Annotated in this window: 18 protein-coding genes; 13 read left to right on the forward strand and 5 right to left on the reverse strand. The window is 67.2% G+C overall.

Annotated features, from left to right (window positions below; all coding sequences use genetic code 11):
• The first annotated feature begins 27 nt into the window (after positions 1 to 27).
• The 13 genes from F3J19_RS24395 to F3J19_RS24455 all read left to right on the forward strand — a co-directional run bounded on the left by F3J19_RS24395 (position 28) and on the right by F3J19_RS24455 (position 15,550).
• Entirely contained in the window at positions 28 to 1,902 is a 1,875-nt protein-coding gene (locus F3J19_RS24395) for a methyl-accepting chemotaxis protein (protein WP_167047288.1), read from the forward strand.
• A gap of 7 nt (positions 1,903 to 1,909) precedes the next feature.
• Positions 1,910 to 2,863 (forward strand): CheR family methyltransferase, encoded by a 954-nt coding sequence (locus F3J19_RS24400; protein ID WP_167047291.1) that lies wholly within the window; start codon positions 1,910 to 1,912, stop codon positions 2,861 to 2,863.
• Complete coding sequence (gene cheD / locus F3J19_RS24405) at positions 2,860 to 3,573, forward strand: chemoreceptor glutamine deamidase CheD (protein WP_167047294.1); 714 nt, start codon at positions 2,860 to 2,862, stop codon at positions 3,571 to 3,573. The genes F3J19_RS24400 and cheD overlap by 4 nt, the downstream gene beginning before the upstream one ends.
• Positions 3,574 to 3,578: 5 nt before the next feature.
• Complete coding sequence (locus F3J19_RS24410; RefSeq protein WP_167047622.1) at positions 3,579 to 4,667, forward strand: chemotaxis response regulator protein-glutamate methylesterase; 1,089 nt, start codon at positions 3,579 to 3,581, stop codon at positions 4,665 to 4,667.
• A 60-nt stretch (positions 4,668 to 4,727) separates the two neighbouring features.
• A complete protein-coding gene (gene cheY / locus F3J19_RS24415) occupies positions 4,728 to 5,123 on the forward strand; it encodes a chemotaxis response regulator CheY (RefSeq protein WP_167047297.1) in 396 nt (131 codons plus the stop codon).
• A gap of 1 nt (position 5,124) precedes the next feature.
• On the forward strand, positions 5,125 to 5,835 hold the full coding sequence (gene cheZ, locus F3J19_RS24420; protein ID WP_167047300.1) for a protein phosphatase CheZ: 711 nt from the start codon (positions 5,125 to 5,127) through the stop codon (positions 5,833 to 5,835).
• Positions 5,836 to 6,112: 277 nt separating this feature from the next.
• Entirely contained in the window at positions 6,113 to 6,661 is a 549-nt protein-coding gene (locus F3J19_RS24425) for a DUF2844 domain-containing protein (protein WP_167047303.1), read from the forward strand.
• Between the two features lie 11 nt (positions 6,662 to 6,672).
• On the forward strand, positions 6,673 to 8,001 hold the full coding sequence (locus F3J19_RS24430) for a DUF3443 domain-containing protein (protein ID WP_167047305.1): 1,329 nt from the start codon (positions 6,673 to 6,675) through the stop codon (positions 7,999 to 8,001).
• Between the two features lie 220 nt (positions 8,002 to 8,221).
• Positions 8,222 to 9,466 carry a flagellar biosynthesis protein FlhB gene (gene flhB, locus F3J19_RS24435; protein ID WP_167047308.1) on the forward strand — a complete coding sequence of 415 codons (1,245 nt, stop codon included), beginning with the start codon at positions 8,222 to 8,224 and terminating at the stop codon, positions 9,464 to 9,466.
• Positions 9,463 to 11,565, forward strand: coding sequence for a flagellar biosynthesis protein FlhA (gene flhA, locus F3J19_RS24440; protein ID WP_167047311.1), 2,103 nt, complete (start codon positions 9,463 to 9,465; stop codon positions 11,563 to 11,565). Before flhB ends, flhA begins: the two co-directional genes overlap by 4 nt.
• A 292-nt stretch (positions 11,566 to 11,857) precedes the next feature.
• Positions 11,858 to 13,924, forward strand: a complete 2,067-nt coding sequence (gene flhF, locus F3J19_RS24445; protein WP_167047314.1) for a flagellar biosynthesis protein FlhF — start codon at positions 11,858 to 11,860, stop codon at positions 13,922 to 13,924.
• Positions 13,917 to 14,786, forward strand: coding sequence for an AAA family ATPase (locus tag F3J19_RS24450; protein WP_167047317.1), 870 nt, complete (start codon positions 13,917 to 13,919; stop codon positions 14,784 to 14,786). Before flhF ends, F3J19_RS24450 begins: the two co-directional genes overlap by 8 nt.
• A 29-nt stretch (positions 14,787 to 14,815) precedes the next feature.
• The gene (locus F3J19_RS24455) at positions 14,816 to 15,550 is read left to right on the forward strand and encodes an RNA polymerase sigma factor FliA (RefSeq protein ID WP_167047319.1); all 735 of its coding nucleotides are present in this window, start codon (positions 14,816 to 14,818) and stop codon (positions 15,548 to 15,550) included.
• 104 nt (positions 15,551 to 15,654) lie between these two features.
• Here F3J19_RS24455 and F3J19_RS24460 read toward each other — a convergent pair whose 3' ends face one another.
• From F3J19_RS24460 to flgA, 5 genes are all read right to left on the reverse strand, one after another.
• Positions 15,655 to 16,065, reverse strand: a complete 411-nt coding sequence (locus F3J19_RS24460) for a type II toxin-antitoxin system HicB family antitoxin (RefSeq protein WP_167047322.1) — start codon at positions 16,063 to 16,065, stop codon at positions 15,655 to 15,657.
• Entirely contained in the window at positions 16,062 to 16,244 is a 183-nt protein-coding gene (locus tag F3J19_RS24465) for a type II toxin-antitoxin system HicA family toxin (RefSeq protein ID WP_167047325.1), read from the reverse strand. Before F3J19_RS24465 ends, F3J19_RS24460 begins: the two co-directional genes overlap by 4 nt.
• A gap of 494 nt (positions 16,245 to 16,738) precedes the next feature.
• Positions 16,739 to 17,188: a flagellar protein FlgN gene (locus F3J19_RS24470; protein WP_167047328.1), complete on the reverse strand. Its 450-nt coding sequence runs from the start codon at positions 17,186 to 17,188 to the stop codon at positions 16,739 to 16,741.
• Positions 17,189 to 17,282: 94 nt separating this feature from the next.
• Positions 17,283 to 17,636, reverse strand: coding sequence for a flagellar biosynthesis anti-sigma factor FlgM (gene flgM / locus F3J19_RS24475; RefSeq protein WP_167047331.1), 354 nt, complete (start codon positions 17,634 to 17,636; stop codon positions 17,283 to 17,285).
• Positions 17,637 to 17,843: 207 nt separating this feature from the next.
• Positions 17,844 to 19,430: a flagellar basal body P-ring formation chaperone FlgA gene (flgA, locus tag F3J19_RS24480; protein WP_167047333.1), complete on the reverse strand. Its 1,587-nt coding sequence runs from the start codon at positions 19,428 to 19,430 to the stop codon at positions 17,844 to 17,846.
• Positions 19,431 to 19,604: the final 174 nt, after the last annotated feature.

Genomic DNA, 19,604 nt, shown 5'->3' on the forward strand with positions numbered 1-19,604 from the left:
GGAAAACATGGCAATGGGAGCGTCAAGATGCTGAGCAGGTGGTCGATCCGCACCTCGCTGACGATGGTGGGGATTTTTCTGGTTGCGCTGACCGTGGTGGCCGGCGCGCTCGGGCTGACGGCGCTCAAGCGCGCCAGCGCCTCGCTCGATCGCCTCGCGCGCGGCGAGTTCGTCGCGATGCACGCGCTCGACGACGCGTCGGCGTATCTGCTGCGCGCGCGCGTCGCGGTCGACCGCTTCAACACGATGACGGCGGCGGGCAATGCGGACGAAGCGAAGCAGACGCTCGGCCGGGCGCAGGAATTGCTCGATAAGGGCAATCAGAGTTGGCAGGTGTATCTCGACACGCCGAAGCACGGCGTCGATCAGGCTCTGCTCGACGACGTGGCCGCCAAACACACGACCGTGATGCACGACGGCGTGGACGCGGAATTCGCCGCATTGAACGCGAACAACCTCGACGCGTATCACGCGATCGCCGACATGAAGATCAGCCCGATGTTCATCGCCTACGACACGGCTTCGGCCGCGGTCATCAAGGCGTTGCAGCAGAGCGTGCTCGATCAGCAGGCGAGCGCGCAGTCCAATGCCTCGCTGATGATGACGCTGATCGGCGCCGTGACCGTGCTCGCGCTGCTGCTCGTGTTCGGCATCCGCTTCGCGCTGGGCCGGCTCATCGTGCAGCCTCTCGCGGACGCGACCGCCTGCTTCGAGCGCATTGCCGCGGGCGATCTGTCGGGCACCGTCGAGGTGTTCAGCCGCAATGAAATCGGCCGGCTGTTCGACGGCATCCGGCGCATGCAGGAAAGCCTCGCGACGATGGTGCGCGCGGTGCGTAGCAGCACCGAGTCGATCGATACCGGCGCGCGCGAAATCGCCATGGGCAACACCGATCTGTCTCAGCGCACCGAGCAGCAGGCCGCGTCGTTGCAGGAAACCGCGTCGAGCATGGATCAGCTGACCGGCACCGTGCGGCAGAACGCCGAGAACGCGCGCCAGGCGAGCCAGCTTGCCGTGAACGCATCCGACATCGCGACGCGCGGCGGCGACGTGGTGAGCCAGGTCGTCACGACGATGCAGGCGATCGCGAGCAGTTCGAACAAGGTCGTCGACATCATCGGCGTGATCGAGGGCATCGCGTTCCAGACCAACATCCTCGCGCTGAACGCGGCGGTCGAGGCCGCGCGCGCCGGTGAGCAGGGCCGCGGTTTCGCGGTCGTCGCGGGCGAAGTGCGCAGCCTCGCGCAGCGCAGCGCGAGCGCCGCGAAGGAGATCAAGGAGCTGATCGGCGATTCGGCCGACAAGGTACACAGCGGCTCGGAGCTAGTGGGCCGCGCGGGCACGACGATGGACGAGATCGTCCAGGCGGTGCGGCGCGTGACCGACATCATGGGCGAGATCAGCGCCGCCTCGGAAGAGCAGTCGGGCGGCATCGAGCAGGTCAATCGCGCGGTCGTGCAGATGGATTCGGTCACGCAGCAGAACGCCGCGCTGGTCGAGCAGGCAGCGGCCGCGGCGGCATCGCTCGAAGATCAGACGCGCCAGTTGCAGGCCGTGCTGAGCGGCTGGACAGTCGCCGGCGGTTCGGTGCGCGGCGGCACGGCGCCGGCGCGTCTCCCGACGGCGGCGCAGCCGAGCGGCGTGACTGGCAGGCCGCCCGCCAAAGCGATGACGCCGCAAGCGGCGAGCGCGAACCGTGCAACAGGCAACGCAACGGGCAAGGCGGGCAACGCCGCCGCGACGGCAAGCGCTGCCGTCGCCACCCACGAGGCCGGCGCCCGCGTCGAACCGGCGCTGAAGCCGAAGCCGGCCAGCGCCGCCGCGCGCCCGGCCACAGCGGCTCCCGCGCTTGCCGCGAGCACCGCGACGGCGGGCTCGGACGCCGACTGGGAAACGTTCTAGACCTCTCATGATGACGCGCGCACCGCAACGCCCCGCTCGGGCGGTCCCCGACCGGATCGAGCCGGCGAGACCCGCCGAAACGGGGCGTGACTTCGAATTCACGTCGGCCGACTTCGCCCGCATCCGCGATCTGATTCATCGCTCGGCGGGCATTTCGCTGTCGGATCACAAGCGCGACATGGCGTACAGCCGCCTTGCGCGCCGCTTGCGCGCGCGCGGCCTCGAGACGTTCCGGCAGTATCTCGATCTGCTCGAAGCGGAAAACGACCCGGCCGAGTGGGAAGCGTTCACCAACGCGCTGACCACCAACCTCACCGCGTTCTTTCGCGAAGCGCATCACTTTCCGATCCTCGCCGACTTCGTGCCGCGCCGCGCGCAGCCGGTTTCCGTGTGGTGCTCGGCCGCCTCGACGGGCGAAGAGCCGTACTCGATCGCGATGACGCTGATCGAAGCGCTCGGCGAGAGCGGCGCGCGGCAGGCGTCGGTGCTCGCGACCGACATCGACACCCAGGTGCTCGCGAAGGCCGAGGCCGGCGTCTATCCGTTCGACCAGGTCAAGAACCTCTCGCCCGAGCGGCTGAAGCGCTTCTTCCTGAAGGGCACGGGCACGCATGCGGGAATGGTCAAGGTGCGGCCCGAAGTGCGCGCGCTCGTGCGCTTCGAGCAGTTGAACCTGACCGATCGCGACTACCCGTTGCGCACGCAGTTCGACGCGATCTTCTGCCGCAACGTGATGATCTATTTCGACAAGCCGACGCAGGCCCAGGTGCTCACGCGCTTCGAGCCGCTGATGAAGCCGGGCGGCCTGCTGTTCGCCGGTCATTCGGAGAACTTCACGTACGTGACGCAGGCGTTCCGGCTGCGCGGACAGACCGTCTATGAACTGACGCGCGACGCAGGCGGCGAACGCCCGCCCGCGCGCACTGCGGTGCATCACACGACGAGCGGGGTGACAGCATGAGCAGCGCGTTGCCGATCGCATCCAATCTCTACTACGACAACCACTTCAAGCGCCCCGGCGTGAAGCTGTTGCCCAACGAGTTCTACACGACACACGAGGACATGGTGCTCGTGACCGTGCTCGGCTCGTGCGTCGCGGCCTGCATTCAGGACCGTACCGCCGGTATCGGCGGCATGAATCACTTCATGCTGCCCGACGACGGCGCCGACGTCGCGCAGGCCGCGTCGGACTCGATGCGCTACGGCGCTTACGCGATGGAAGTGCTGATCAACGAACTGATCAAGGCCGGCGGGCGGCGCGAGCGTTTCGAAGCGAAGGTGTTCGGCGGCGGCGCGGTGCTCGCCGGCATGACGACGATGAACATCGGCGATCGCAACTCCGAATTCGTGCGCCGCTATCTCGCTACCGAAAAAATCCGCATCGTCGCCGAGGACCTGCAGGGTTCGCATCCGCGCAAGGTCGCGTTCATGCCGCGCACGGGCCAGGTGATGGTGAAGAAACTGCGCGTGCAGCAGGAAGCGGGCGTGGCCGAGCGCGAACAGGCGCTCGTGCGGCAAAGCGCCGAAGCGCGCGCCGAGCGGCTTGCGGCGGCGCGCAGGCGGGTCGAGCTGTTCGCTTCGCCGGCCGCCGCGCGGCCGAGAATCGAACTGTTCGGCGCGAGCCCGCGCCCGACTTATTCCAACAACGCCAGAACCACAGAGGAGGCGTGAGCGCTGTGCAAAAGATCAAGGTACTGTGCGTCGACGATTCGGCGCTGATTCGCAGTCTGATGACCGAGATCATCAACGGCCAGCCGGACATGACGGTGGTGGCGACGGCGCCCGACCCGCTCGTCGCGCGCGAACTCATCAAGCAGCACAACCCCGACGTGTTGACGCTCGACGTCGAAATGCCGCGCATGGACGGCCTCGACTTCCTCGAAAAGCTGATGCGCCTGCGGCCGATGCCGGTCGTGATGGTGTCGTCGCTGACCGAGCGCGGCAACGAAATCACGCTGCGCGCGCTCGAACTGGGCGCGGTCGATTTCGTGACCAAGCCGAAGGTGGGCATTCGCGACGGCATGCTCGACTACGCGGAAAAGCTCGCCGACAAGGTGCGCGCGGCCGCCCGCGCGCGCGTGCGCCAGGCCGCGCCCGTGCAGCATGCGGCCGCGCACGCCGCGCATGCGCCGGCCGGCAACACGCCGCTCTTCAACAACCCGTTGCTGAGTACCGAGAAGCTCATCATCGTTGGCGCGTCGACGGGCGGCACCGAGGCGATCCGCGAAGTGCTCGTGCCGCTGCCGCCCGACGCGCCCGCGGTGCTGATCGCGCAGCATATGCCGCCGGGCTTCACGAAATCTTTCGCGCAACGCCTCAATGGTTTGTGCCGGATTACCGTTAAAGAAGCGGAGCACGGCGAGCGCGTGCTGCCGGGGCATGCGTATATCGCGCCCGGCCACGCGCATCTGCTGCTCGCGAGGAGCGGCGCGAACTATATCGCGCACCTGTCCGACGACCCGCCGGTGAACCGGCATCGTCCGTCGGTCGACGTGCTGTTCAGATCGGCCGCGCAGCATGCGGGCAAGAACGCGGTCGGCGTGATTCTGACCGGCATGGGGCGCGATGGCGCGGCCGGTCTGCTGGAGATGAAAAGGGCCGGTGCCTATACGCTGGCGCAGGACGAAGCGAGCTGCATCGTGTTCGGCATGCCGCGCGAGGCGATCGCGCTCGGCGCCGCCGACGAAATCGCCGCGCTGCCGGAAATGAGCCGGCGCGTGATGGCGCGTTTGTCGTCGATGGGCGAACGCGTTCAGCGGGTATGATGCGCCCGCGTAGATTGAGGCGGCCACTCGCCGCATCATGAATCAAGAAAGGGAATAGAAATGGATAAGGGAATGAAGATTCTGGTGGTTGACGATTTTCCGACGATGCGCCGGATCGTCCGCAATCTGCTCAAGGAGCTCGGCTACGCGAACGTCGACGAGGCGGAAGACGGCCAGGCCGGTCTCGCGCGTCTGCGCGGCGGCAGCTACGACTTCGTGATCTCCGACTGGAACATGCCGAACCTCGACGGTCTCGCGATGCTCAAGGAAATCCGCGTCGACGCCAATCTCTCGCATCTGCCGGTGCTGATGGTGACGGCCGAGTCGAAGAAGGAAAACATCATCGCCGCGGCCCAGGCCGGCGCGAGCGGTTACGTCGTCAAGCCGTTCACGGCCGCGACGCTCGACGAGAAGCTCAACAAGATTCTCGAGAAGATGGCGAAAGCCGGGAGCTGACGTGACTGCGCCGACCCAAACGCCTGGCGCCGACGCGGCCCAAGAGAGCGGCGACTTCGCATCGGACCGCATCCTCGCGCGCATCGGCCAGCTGACGCGCACGCTGCGCGATTCGATGCGCGAACTCGGGCTCGACAAGCACGTCGAGCGCGCGGCCGAAGCCGTGCCCGATGCGCGCGACCGCCTGAAGTACATCGCCAACATGACCGAGCAGGCCGCCGAGCGCGTGCTGTCGGCGATCGACATCGCGAAGCCGGTGCAGGAGCAATTGCGCGAGGACGCGGGCGAACTCGACGCGCGCTGGGAGCAGTGGTACGCGGCGCCGATCGAGCGCGAGGAAGTGCGCGCGCTCATGAACGACACGCGCACGTTCCTGCGCGGCGTGCCCGAGGCGACCAGCGCGACCAATGCGCAGTTGATGGAGATCATGCTCGCGCAGGACTTCCAGGACCTGACCGGCCAGGTGATCAAGAAGATCACCGAGGTCGTGTATCTGATCGAGCAGCAGCTGCTCGGCGTGCTCGTCGAGAACATCGCGCTCGAGCGGCGCGAGCAGTTCGCGGCGAACGCGGCGGCGCTCGCGGCCGAGGTGTCGCCGACCGGCAGCCCCGAGCATCTGCTGAACGGTCCGCAGATCAATCCGGAAAGCAAAACCGACGTGGTGCAGGATCAATCGCAGGTCGACGATCTGCTCGCAAGCCTCGGCTTCTGAGGCCGGCGCGCGCGTTGGCGAGCCCGCCCGTTGCAGACGGTTTCCTGTCTGTAATGGACGGTAAGGCCTACGCGCGTTCGCGCCCTCTGCAGGCCGGCATCAGGCGCAGGCATACTACGAGGTCGAAGCGCGGCACGGCGTTCCGGCAGCGTCGGGCGGTCACCCGATGAGGTAGACTCCCCAAGGTTGCGAGCGGGGCTGTGCCGTATCATCTGCCTACCTGCGGCCGGTTCGCGCGACGCGTGCGCCGCGCTCGCAGTCCAGGAGGAGCATCGTTATGCGCAGTCGTGTACGTCGCGCCGTGCAAGCCGTGGCGCTGGTTTTACCGTGTTCTCTCGCGGCCTTGATGGCCGCGCAGTCCGCTCATGCGGCACTCGGCGCCGCGCCGATGACGCCGCCCGCGGACGCTTCGGTTTCTTCCCGCGTGGTGCAGCCCGCCAGTAGCGCGGCGCAGAGCGTGATGCGCTCGGCATCGAGTGCGGCTTCCGCCGCGTCATCCACGGCGGCTTCCTATACGGTGCGCGAGACCACGTTCGGCAACGGCACCGTGGTCCGCGAATATCTTGCCGCCAACGGCTCCGTGTTCGGCATCGCGTGGCATGGTCCGCAAATGCCCGATCTCAATGATCTGCTCGGTAGTTATTTCCCGCAGTACGTGGCGGGCGTGAAGGCCGCGCGCGCGGCGCGCGGCAATGCGCGCGGTCCGGTCAGCGTCGAGCAGAGCGGACTCGTGGTGCAGTCGGCCGGCCACATGGGCGCGTTCAGCGGCGTCGCGTGGCTGCCGTCCGCGCTGCCCGCCGGTGTCAGCGGCTCCGATATCCAGTAATGAGGACGACGATGCGAACCATGCACACGATCGCCAAAGTCAAAGGCTGGAAGCAGGCCATGCTGGCCGTATTCGCTGTCGTGCTCGCGGCCACGCTCGCCGCATGCGGCGGCGGTGGCGGTGGCGGCGGCGACAACAACTCCAGTTCCAGCAACAACGGCTCGAGCACGCTGAACGGCGGCTCGCTGCCGGCCAGCCCGACCCAGCAGCCGATCGCCTCGAGCGCCGCGAACACGGTGCCGATCACGGTCGGCGCCGGGGTGAGCGGCGTGCCGAATATTCCGGCCGTCAGCGTGACGATCTGCGTGCCGGGCACGAGCAACTGCCAGACGATCAACAACATCCAGCTCGACACCGGCTCGTTCGGGCTGCGCGTGGTGAGCTCGGTGCTCAATCAGTCGCTGCTCGCCGCGTTGCCGACGAGCGCGTCGGCGAGCGATGGCGCGCCGCTCGCCGAATGCGCGACGTTCGCCGACGGCTACACGTGGGGCTCCGTGCGTACCGCGATCGTCAAGGTGGGCGGCGAGACGACGAGCGCGAGCGGCATCCCGCTGCAGATCATCGGCGACATGAACGCGAGCACGATACCCGCGCGCGGCTGCGGCAGCGGCCCGGCCGAGAACACGGCCAGCGAGCTCGGCGCGAACGGCATTCTCGGCGTGGGCACCGCGCCCATCGATTGCGGCGCCACCTGCGCGAATGCCGCCACCGCGGCGACCTACAGCAACTACTTCGCCTGCCCGAGCGGCGCGTCCTGCATACGCGCGGCGGTGCAGACCACGCAGCAGGTCGCCAATCCGGTGGCGAATTTCCTCGCCGACAACAACGGCGTGATCGTGCAGATGCCGCCGCTGCCCGACGCCGGCGCGCCATCGGCGAACGGTACGCTCGTGTTCGGCATCGGCACGCAGTCGAACAACGCGCTCGCCGCCGCGCAGACCTTCACGACCGACCCGTACGGCGACCTGAACAGCAGCGTGTACAACGGCACGACGGTGCAGGCGTTCCTCGATTCCGGCTCGAACGGCTACTTCTTCGCCGATAGTTCGCTCGCGCTGTGCGGCAGCAACTTCCCGGGCTTCTACTGCCCGTCGTCGGCGCAAACCCGCTCGGTCAAGCTGGTCGGCCTGAACAACGCCTCGACAACGGCCAGCATCGGCATCGTGAGCGCGGCGACGCTGTTCGGCAACGCCGCCAACTATGCGTTCAACGACCTCGCCGGCCAGATCGGCGGCAACAGCAGCTTCGACCTCGGTCTGCCGTTCTTCTATGGCCGCTACGTGTACTACGGCATCGACAAGACCGCGAACGGCGGGGCCGCGCCTTTCGTCGCCTTCTGAGCGTTTCGAGCGCCCAGCCGGACGTCGGGCCGGCTGAATCCCGGGCCGGGACACCCCGGCCCGAAGTCCGGCAGGCTGCGCGAGATCGCGTGGCCTGACGGGCCATCCGTCGAAATACCCCGGTTTCTCCGCCCTTATCCGCCGATCGGCGCTTGCGTCGAGCGGGAATAATCGCTCTCACTGGAAAGAGGCGCCGTGCCTCGGCCGACTGGAGAGCTTCGTGGCAGAGGATAGCGACCTCGAAAAAACCGAATCCGCCACTCCCCGGCGCCTGCAGAAGGCGCGCGAGGAAGGGCAGGTCGCGCGTTCGCGGGAGCTGTCGACGTTCGCCTTGCTGGCGGCGGGGTTCTACGGCGTGTGGGGTCTGTCCGGCCAGATCGGCGATCATCTCGAGGCGATGTTGCGCGCCTCGTTCGCGTTCAATCACGCGAGCACGTTCGACGCCAACCGCATGCTGAGCGGCGCCGGCTCGGCCGCGCGCGAAGGGCTCTATGCGTTGCTGCCGATTCTCGGCCTGACCGGCGCGGCCGCGCTGCTCGCGCCGATGGCGCTCGGCGGCTGGCAGCTTTCGGCGAAAGGGCTCGAACCGAAGTTCAGCCGGCTCAATCCGGTCGAGGGCCTGGGCCGCATCTTTTCGATCAACGGACCGATCCAGCTCGGCATGTCGATCGCGAAGACGCTCGTGGTCGGGCTGATCGGCGGCACGGCGATCTGGAACCGTCGCGAGGCATTCCTCGCGCTCGCGACGCAGCCGCTCCATCTCGCGCTCGCCAACTCCGTGCATCTGATCGCCGTGTGCTGCGGCATGACGGTGGCGGGCATGTTCGCGGTGGCCGCGCTCGACGTGCCGTACCAGCTCTGGCAGTTCCACAAGAAGCTGCGCATGACCAAGGAAGAGGTGAAGCGCGAGCATCGCGAGAGCGAAGGCGATCCGCACATCAAGGGCAAGATTCGCCAGCAGCAGCGCGCGATTGCGCGGCGCCGGATGATGGCGCAGGTGCCGAAGGCCGACGTCGTCGTGACGAACCCGACGCACTTCGCAGTCGCGCTGCAATACACCGACGGCGAGATGCGCGCGCCGAAGGTGGTCGCGAAGGGCGTGAACCTCGTGGCCGCGCGGATTCGCGAACTCGCCGCCGAACACAACGTGCCGCTGCTCGAAGCGCCGCCGCTCGCGCGGGCGCTCTATCACAACGTCGAGCTGAATCGCGAGATTCCGGGGCCGCTCTATGGCGCGGTCGCCGAGGTGCTCGCGTGGGTCTATCAGCTGCGGCGCTTCAGGACCGAAGGCGGCGCGGTGCCGGTCGCGCCGACCGAACTCGACGTGCCTGCCGAACTCGACAAGGGCGGCATATCGGACGACGACGCGGCCGAAGACGCAGACGACGCGGCCGCGGAAGCCGCCGACACGCTCGACCCCGCTAGCGACGACACGAACAACGCCAACAAGGGAGCCTCCGCATGAACGCTCGCGCCGGTTTCCTCGGCCGACGGCCGGATGCCTTGAGCAGCACCAATCTGCGCGCCCTCGCCGGGCCGGTGCTGATCTGCATGATCCTCGGCATGATGATTCTGCCGTTGCCGCCGTTCCTGCTGGACCTGCTGTTCACCTTCAACATCGCGCTCTCGGTGATGGTGCTGCTCGTCAGCATGTACACGATGAAGCCGCTCGACTTCGCCGCATTCCCGAGCGTGCTGCTGTTCTCGACGCTGCTGCGGCTCTCGCTGAACGTCGCCTCGACGCGGATCGTGCTGCTCGAAGGCCACACCGGCCCCGATGCGGCCGGCCAGGTGATCGAGTCGTTCGGCCACTTCCTCGTGGGCGGCAACTTCGCGGTCGGGATCGTCGTGTTCGTGATCCTGATGGTCATCAACTTCATGGTCATCACGAAGGGCGCGGGGCGGATCGCCGAAGTGTCCGCGCGCTTCACGCTCGACGCGATGCCGGGCAAGCAGATGGCGATCGACGCCGACCTGAACGCGGGGCTCATCAACGAGGAACAGGCGAGGAAGCGCCGCGCCGAAGTCGCCCAGGAAGCCGAGTTCTACGGCTCGATGGACGGCGCGAGCAAGTTCGTGCGCGGCGATGCGATCGCCGGCCTGCTCATCATGGTCATCAACATCATCGGCGGGCTGATCGTCGGGATGGTCCAGCACGACATGAGCTTTGCGGCGGCGGGCAAGAACTACACGCTGCTGACGATCGGCGACGGCCTCGTTGCGCAGATTCCGTCGCTCGTCATTTCGACGGCGGCCGGCGTGATCGTCTCGCGCGTCGCGACCAACGAGGACATCGGCACGCAGCTCACGGGGCAACTGTTCACGAATCCGCGCGTGCTGATGATTACGGGCTGCATTCTCGTGCTGATGGGCCTGATTCCGGGCATGCCGCACTTCGCGTTCCTGATTCTCGGCGGCGCGCTGATCCAGCTCGGCCGCACGATGAAAAAGCGCGCCGCGGAGCGCAAGAGCAGCACCGCGCTCGCCGAGGTCGCGCCGGCCGCGCTCGCGCCGGTCGAGAACACCGAGGCCAGCTGGGACGACGTGACGATGATCGACACGCTCGGCCTCGAAGTCGGCTACCGGCTGATTCCGCTCGTCGACAAGAATTCGGATGGCGAACTGCTCAAGCGCATCAAGAGCATCCGCAAGAAGTTCGCGCAGGAAATCGGCTTTTTGCCGCCCGTCATTCATATTCGCGACAACCTCGAATTGCGGCCGAACGGCTATCGCATTGCGCTGAAGGGCGTCGAGATCGGCGCGGGCGAAGCGTATCCGGGCCAGTGGCTCGCGATCAATCCGGGCCAGGTGTCGGCCGCGCTGCCCGGCACGCCGACCCAGGACCCGGCGTTCGGCCTGCCCGCGATCTGGATCGACACGAACCTGCGCGAACAGGCGCAGGTGTACGGCTACACGGTCGTCGATTCGAGCACGGTGGTGGCGACGCACCTCAATCACCTCGTCGTCACGCATGCGTCGGAACTGCTCGGCCGCCGCGAAGTGCAGGCGCTGATCGAGCGGATGCAGAAGGACACGCCCTCGCTCGTCGACGATCTCGTGCCGAAGGCGCTGCCGCTCAATACGCTGCAAAAGGTGCTGCAGAATCTGCTCGAAGAGGGCGTGCCGATTCGCGACATGCGCACGATTCTCGAAGCGCTCGCCGAGCACGCGGCGAAGATCACCGATGCACACGAACTGACCGCCGCGGTACGCCTCGCGCTGGGCCGCGCGATCACGCAGCAGTGGTTCCCCGGTACCGGCGACATGCAGGTGATGGGGCTCGACGCGAACCTCGAACGCGTGCTGTCGCAGGCGCTCTCGACCGGACCGAACCCGGGGCTCGAACCGGGCCTCGCGCATACGCTGCTCGCCGAGACGCAGAAGGCGATGACGCGTCAGCAGAATCTCGGTCTCGCGCCGGTGCTGCTCGTGCAGCACGCGTTGCGGCCGATGCTCGCGCGCTTCCTGCGCCGCAGCCTGCCGCAACTGAAGGTGCTGTCGTATGCGGAAGTGCCCGACACGAGGCACGTCAAGGTGGTGAATCTGATCGGCGCGCAGGGCTGAGCGGCTTGGCGTGCGTGCGGGCGTGTGCATTGACGGCGGAAACCGGCGCTTCGAGGCGCCGGTTTTTGTTTGGGGCCGTGGTTTTGCGGCCCGGCGCGCGGCTTCGCGGGTGTCGCCACCTCGGCCGCGACTTGCTCGCGCGACATGTCCGGCATGTGTCCATCGCACGAATAGCCCGCTTTTCACGGTCTTTATCCATCGATCGTCGCTCGACAGCTTTCGCAATAATTGATCTCAATGGGAAGGGTATATCGCCGGTCCGCTAGTCCGTTCACCTCATCGGGGGTCCAGCTTGAACATTCGTAAATTTGTCGGTGCTACCAGTCGCGATGCGCTGCGGCTCGTTCGCGAAGCACTTGGCCCCGACGCGGTCGTGCTGTCGAATCGCACGATGGACGACGGCAGCGTCGAAATCGTCGCGCTCGCCGATAGCGATCTCGCTGCGATCACACCGAAAGCGCGCGAAGGCGCGGCGACCGGGCTGGCTGTGCCGATGGGGGCGGGCATGGGCTCGCAAGTCGCACCGCGCGCGCTGCCGGCGGCACCGATGGCAGCGGCGAATCCGTACGCGAGCGGTATGCCCGACGTGTTTTCGTCGGTGTTCGGCGCGAGCCCGGAAGCGGGCGAGGGGACGATGCCGGTGAGCAGTGCGTTCGCGAATGACGCGCAGCATGGCGCGGCGATTGCCACTGTGCCGAAAGCCATGCCCGGTGCGAATCCGGCGCTTCATTCGACGGCGCTTTCCGCCGCTAACGCGATGCCCGCACCGGCCACTGCATTGCCGGGCAATACCGCGCCAAGCGCGGCCGGCAACGCGACCGACATCGCAACGGCCGGCGCCGCGCTCGCCGCGAGCCAGCCCGTGTCTATTGCAGCGGCAGCGCCCGCCATGCCGTCCGGTTCCAGTGCTCGCGCAGCCGCCACACGTCTGTCCGAAGACATTCGCGCGGATCTGCTCAAGGCCGCCGGCGTGCCGGTGCCACCCGTCGCGGCCGCTACCGAATCAATCGCGCCGCGCACGATGGCCGAATCGAATCCGTGGCTTATCGATCACGCACACCGCATCGCCGCCGAGCAGCAGCAACAGGGCGGCGAATACAGCGCGCGTCCCGCCGCGATGACACCCGCCGTCGCGACGTCCAAGGGGCTCGGCAGCACCGTCGAGGTGAACCGTGCCGCCGCACCATCGACTGGACCCGCGGCCAAACCGGCGGCTGCCGAGCCGTCTTTCATCGACAGGCCCGAGTGGGCTCGCGAAGCCGCGCAGGTCGCCGCGCGCCGCACCGCGCAGAGGCTCGCGCCTATGCCGCCCGCCGCCGACGAAACCCGCACGCCCGCCGCGGTCGCCGAAGCGATCAAGGCGCGTATGGAGCAGGTCGTCAAGGACACTGTCATGAACGAGCTGTCGTCGATGCGCGGCATGATGGAAGAGCACTTCGCGGGCCTCTTGTGGGGCGATCGCCAGCGCCGCAATCCGGCGCGCGCCGCGCTCACCAAGCATCTGTTCGCGGCGGGTTTTTCCGCGCAGCTCGTACAGATGATGGTCGACAACCTGCCCGACGACATCGAGACGATGGACGGTGGCATGGACTGGGTTCGCTCGGTGCTCGAATCGAATCTGCCCGTGATGGAAAACGAAGACGCGCTGATGGAGCGCGGCGGCGTGTTCGCACTGATGGGCCCGACCGGCGTCGGCAAGACGACGACCACGGCCAAGCTCGCCGCGCGCTGCGTGATGCGCTTCGGCGCGAGCAAGGTCGCGCTGCTCACGACCGACAGCTACCGGATCGGCGGTCACGAGCAGCTGCGCATCTTCGGCAAGATTCTTGGCGTCTCGGTGCATGCGGTGAAGGACAGCGCCGATCTGCAACTCGCGCTCTCCGAGCTGCGCAACAAGCACATCGTGCTGATCGACACGATCGGCATGAGCCAGCGCGACCGCCTCGTGTCGGACCAGATCGCGATGCTGTGCCGCGCCGGTCAGCCGGTGCAGCGCCTTCTGCTGCTCAACGCAACGAGCCACGGCGACACCCTGAACGAAGTCGTGCAGGCGTATCAGCGCGCGCCGGACCAGCAGCCGCTCGCCGGCTGCATTCTCACCAAGCTCGACGAAGCGACCAACCTCGGCGGCGTGCTCGATACGGTGATTCGCTACAAGCTGCCCGTGCATTACGTCTCGACCGGACAGAAAGTGCCGGAGAACCTGTACGTCGCGACGAAGAAATTCCTCATCAAGAGCACGTTCTGCATTCCGCGCGACAACTCGCCGTTCGTGCCGCAGGACGACGACATTCCCGCGTTGCTGTCTTCGCTGTCCGCGCGCTCGACGGCCGAGCTGCACGAGGTTCGCTTTGGATAAGCTCGTCTCGGATCAGGCGGAAGGCTTGCGGCGGCTGCTTGCGCGCGGCGGTGCGCGCGTGATTGCGGTGACGGGTGCGTCGGCCGGCGCGGGCAGCACCACGGTGGTCGTCAACCTCGCCGCCGCGCTCGCGCAGCAGGGCAAGGACGTGCTCGTGATCGACGAATGCGTCGGCGAGCAATCGGTGAGCGCGATGCTCGGCGGCTTGCGCGGCGCGGGCAATTTCGCGGCGGTGATGCGCGGCGAGATGGCGGTGGATTGCGCCGCCGCGCGCCATGCGCTCGGCTTTTCGGTGCTGGCCGCCTCGCGCAACAACCGCGAGGGGCACGCGGAGACCGACTTCAGCGTGTTGCTCGACGGTTCCGCCGACATCGTGCTGATCGACGCGCAACTCGACGACGCAGGGCATCTCTCGCCGTTCGCGAAGCAGGCGCACGACGTGATGATCGTCACGCGCGTGTCGGCCCAGGCGATCACCGACGCGTATGCGTGCATGAAGCGTCTGCACTACGCGCACGCGTTCGCACAGTTTCGCCTGCTGGCGAATCATGTGCAAAGCGCAAACGACGCGCATGCCACGTTCGCGAATTTTGCCGGCGTGGCCGGGCGCTATCTGACGGTGTCGCTCGAAGACGCCGGCTGCATTGCGGCCGACGCTCGCATGGCGCGGGCGCTGGAGTTGTCGCGCTGTGTCGTCGACGCGTTCCCGTCGGCGCCGGCCGCGCGCGACTTCCGCCAGCTCGCCGCCGAATTGCAGTACTGGCCGATGCGGCCAGCGATGTCGTCGCAAACGCCCCGGCGGGCGTCCGCGACAGTTACAGCGGCGCACCACGCCGACCAACCGTCCGCGCAGCACGCTTAAGCGGCGTGCACGAGGAGAAGGGGAGCACGATGTACAACGCTCAGGGAAAGATTTCCCAGGCCGAAGTTCTGACGAAGTACGCACCGCTGGTGCGTCGGCTCGGCTTGCAGCTTGTCGCGAAAATGCCGGCGAGCGTCGATCTCGACGACCTGATCCAGGCCGGCATGATCGGCTTGCTGGATGCCGCCGGGCGCTACAAGGAAGACCAGGGCGCGCAGTTCGAGACCTACGCCAGCCAGCGGATTCGCGGCGCGATGCTCGACGAGCTGCGCAGCAACGACTGGCTGCCGCGCAGCCTGCGGCGCACGTCGCGCGAAGTGGAAACGGCGGTGCACAAGGTGGAGCAGAACCTCGGCCGCTCGGCGAGCGAAACGGAGATTGCCGAGCACCTGCAGATGCCGCTCGACGAGTATCAGTCGATGCTGCAGGACCTGCACGGCAGCCAGCTCATCTACTACGAAGACTTCGACCGTTCCGCCGACGACGAGCCGTTTCTGGACCGCTACTGCGTCGATCATTCGGACCCGCTCTCGGCCTTGCTCGACGACAGCCTGCGCGCGGCGCTCGTCGAGGCGATCGACCGCTTGCCGGAGCGCGAGAAGCTGCTGATGTCGCTGTACTACGAGCGCGGCATGAACCTGCGCGAAATCGGCGCGGTGATGGAAGTCAGCGAATCGCGCGTGTGCCAACTGCATAGCCAGGCCGTGGCGCGCCTGCGCGCGCGGCTGCGCGAAATGGCCTGGGCGAACGCCGAGACGAACTGAAGCGCCGGTTTGAAGACCGGCTGGCGGCCCGCCAGCCCCTGTTCAACCGAGGCAGCGCCAACAGGCTCGCTGCACGACGTGCGCAGCTTGCCGCACAGTGTTTCTCACGCGCCGGCCATTTCATGTTCGGCGGCGAGCGCCAGAAATGCCGAGCGCGACATGCCGCGCGCCTGCGCATACGCGTCGATCTCCTGCACCAGGACCTCGGGCAGCGAGATGTTGATGCGCACCGCTTTTCTCAACGCCGGAATGTTGCGCGTTGTCACAAACCCCCACACAAAACCCGCGAACTCCGGATTGCGCCGATGCGCGCTGAGCGTGAGCGGCTCGGGCAGCGGCAACCCTTCGTCGAGCAGGGTTTCGAGGTGGGATTCGATCGCTTCCCTGGCATTCGCATAGGCTTCCTCGAGCGTATCGCCCGCGGAGTGGCAGCCCGGAATGTCGGGCACCACCACGCCGAACGCGTGCGTGCCGTCTCCGGGCTCGACTGCGATTGGAAAGATCAGATGCTTCATTTCAGCCCCGCCTGTTTCAGAATGCTGTTCAGTGTGCCGGGCGGAAGATCCTTTTTCGGATGCGGGACGGTCACGAGACCGGACTTTTCCGCGTGCCGAAAATGATGGTGGCTGCCCGTTATCCGGACGAGTTGCCAGCCATGGGCTTGGATCAATTTGACGACCTCGGCGCTCTTCATACTGCAGTCCTCTCATCATACACATCATTACACAACCTCGATAGTGGCAAAATCTCGCATGTGAGTGCGCCGTAACGGTGAGCCGGGCGACGCATACGAAAACGCGAGCGGGACTGCCATTTCAACGTGATGTGGCGCTGCGCGCCAGCTAGCCGAATGGCTAACGTTGTGAGAAAGAGGGAGATGTGGTGAGGGAAGGGCGGCGTTGCCGGATCGGCATCGCGAAGAACAGGCGCAAGCAGTACGCCCACCTGCCGAGGCGCGTTCCCGATCGTATCCAACAGGTCGTCCGCGAGGCTTTCAAGCGGGCCCGCACTGAGACCGACCGCGCGAAGCAGTCGCTGGATTTCGAGTCTTTGGCCGAAATGGCGCCAAAAACGAGCCGGGTTCGAGCCGGCCGAATCTATTTCGAGTCGGCAGGCTCGTTCTGACTATTTTTCGAGCTCACGCGTCAGGTTTTTCCTGGGAAGAAGTGTCGCGCGTGTACGAGCGGATCAAAGTCCCGAATAAGCCGGCACCCGCCCATCCGGGCCATACAGATTGACCTTGGGCGGCACGTTGACCTGTAGCGCCTTCAGCGCGCGCTGGTTGTAATCCATGCGCACGCGGATCAGCTCGCCGTTGTTGGTATTGACGCGCCGCGCTCGCTCGGCCGCTTTTTGCAGCAGCTTCCACTGCATCGCGAGCCGCGTGTCGGTGCTCGCCGCGAGTTCCATGCCGGACCAGCCGGCCGGCAAGCCGAGCTCGGCCAGTTGCGCGTCGCGCGCGGCTTCGAGCCGCGCGAGCACGCCAACCAATTCGGTTTTCTTCTCGACGATCGCGGGCAGTTGCTCGTCCAGCGGCGACACGGCGGTCAGCGCCTTCGTTTCGAGCGTGAGAATCGAGGCGAACGCCTCGACGGTCGAATGTTCTTCGATCAGGATGGCAACCAGGGCGTCTTTCATGTCAACGACTCGCTATGCGCGGCGGCGCGCGCGGGGTGCGCGAGCCGAGTTTGTCGAACGCCGCCCGGCATGTCGTCGCACTGCGAGGTGCCGATCAGTTGCCGGTCGACGAGGTTTTGTTCTGCAACAGGTCGCGCGCCGTCTGCAGCACGCCGTCGGCGATCTTGCCGGAGTCGATCTGCAGCGTGCCGTCCTTGATGGCCTGTTTGATCGACTCGACGTGCGCCATGTCGATGTCGGCCGAACCGCTCGCCGCGAGGCTGCGCAGATGCTGCGACAGGCCCGACAGGCTCACGTTCGCGTCGCCGGCGCCGCTGTTCGAACTCGGCGCGCCCGTGCTCGCGCCCTGCGTGGCGCCCGTTGCCGGCGCGGTGTCGCCCTGTTGCGAACGGGATACGGCGTCTTTCAACGTCGGCAGATTCGATGAGGTGGTGGAATCGACTTTCACGATAGGCTTCCTGAACGATTTGATTCTGATAACGGCAAGCGCCGCTCAAAACTTTAGCGCAATCGCTCCACGCCCGGCCCGGCTTTGCCTGGCCATCCGACCCTTTCCACATCGTTTCCACCCGCGCCGCGACACGCTCCCCGCGCACATGCGCCACTGTCGTTCCGGCCGCGAGCCCATTCGCGCGAGGCAGGGCAGCGAACCTGCTCACATCTGGATCTCGACCGTTCCGCCATCCTTGACGATGCCGGAGATGATCTGCCCGTTCGCGGTCTTGACCCGCACCTGCTGGCCCGGCGACGCGTTGCTCATCGCGCTGCCCTCGGCCGAAATCGAGAAGCCGTCGCCGGCGGCCACGACCCGCACGGTTTGGCCGATCGCCACCGCCGACGCGCTCTTCAGCATGTCGCGGCGCAATGGCATGCCGCTCGCGATCCGCACGAGCGAGACCGAGCCGACCGCCTGCGACGGATCGGTGACGATCGCCTGCGGCAGGCCGGTCAGATCGCCGTCGCGCGCGACGAGGTCGGCGGCCGTCAGCACTTCGCCCGGCGCCATCGCGCGCGAGGCGAGGTAGTAGGTCGCGTGCAGCGCGATGCGCGCCTGCAGGTAGAGGGTCCACGGCTTCTCGCCCGCGCAGCGCACGCCGACCGTCATGCGGCCCCACAGGCGCGCGCCGCTCGGCAGGAACGGTTCGAGCGAGGTGCAGGCGGCCAGCCCGCGCGGAAACGCGGGCGCGACCGTGATGTCGACCTTGCCGGGCAATCCCGCGGACTGCTGCTGCAGGAACGCGAGCGCGGCGGCGTGGATCGCTTCCGGGTCCTGCTGACCGGGCAGCGGTGCGGCTTGCGCAGGCGTTGCGATGGCCGCGGCGGCGGCCATCTGCTGGTTTCTCAGTGTCAGGGCCGTCACCGGCTGACGTGCCGCGGCCACCTGCGTTCGCGCGGGCGTTGCGGCAACTGCAACCGTAGCCACCGCGCCTGCCTGCGGTTGCACCGAGGCGATAGGCTTGCCGTTCGCGCCGAATTCGGGCGGTTCGCCGCGCGCCGCGAGACTATCGAAACCGCCTTGCGGCACATTGGCGGCGACGGGCCGCGCATTGGCAGCGCCGGCACCGTTCGGCGCGGGCGTCACCGTTACCGGGACAGCGGTGCGCGCGGCTGGCTCGATGTTCACGCGTGCCACGCCCGAGGCCCCCGCATTGGCCGGCGCGGGAATCGTCACGACGCCGTTGGCGTCCGGCCTGAAGCTCGTGCGGATCAGCGCCGGCGCGGTGGCGGGGGCTTCGCCCGCGCCCGGAATGACGATCGCGCCGCTCGCGCCCGCGGCGCGTGCGAACGCATCGTTATCGGCGGTTGGCCGCGAGGCCGGCGCCCGCCCGAGCGACTGCGCCGTGGCAGCCGCCAGCGACGCCGCCGAGGACGCACGCTGCGCGGGCGTCTGCATCTGCTGCACGAGATCGTTGAGCGCCGCCGGATTCTTTTCGCCGGGTCCCGGAATCACGATCGGCCCGCCGCCGTCGTGCTCTTGCGCCTGCGCCTGGGTCGTGGCCGGCAACAGCACGATGCCGCCCGCGACCCATAACGCGACCTGCACGACGAGCCGCGTGCAAAGACGCGCGAGCAGCCGCGAGCCGGCTCGCACCGCCACGCGCGGCACAACCCGCGGTGCGTGCATGGCGTGCCGCGAACCCTCTTCCGCGCCCGCAACCATACCCGCACTCGCGCCCGAATCTGCACGATCTGCCGCCGCGCAATACGCGCGCTGCGGCAAGGCGGAAGTGGGCTGGTCCATCGTGGGTCTCCATCGAATGCATCGGTACGCCTTGCATTCTAGTGAGCGCCTCTCTCGCGCAAACGTTGAATAGAAGCCCCCTTTCCCGGTTATTCGTCCGATTGCCGCTTGCGCCCGGCCCATAAGATGCACCTCATGCAAAAAGGTCTTGCCGGCCGCCGCGCCGCTCGCTTG

Source organism: Burkholderia sp. Ax-1724 (assembly GCF_011752995.1).
Classification (GTDB): domain Bacteria; phylum Pseudomonadota; class Gammaproteobacteria; order Burkholderiales; family Burkholderiaceae; genus Paraburkholderia.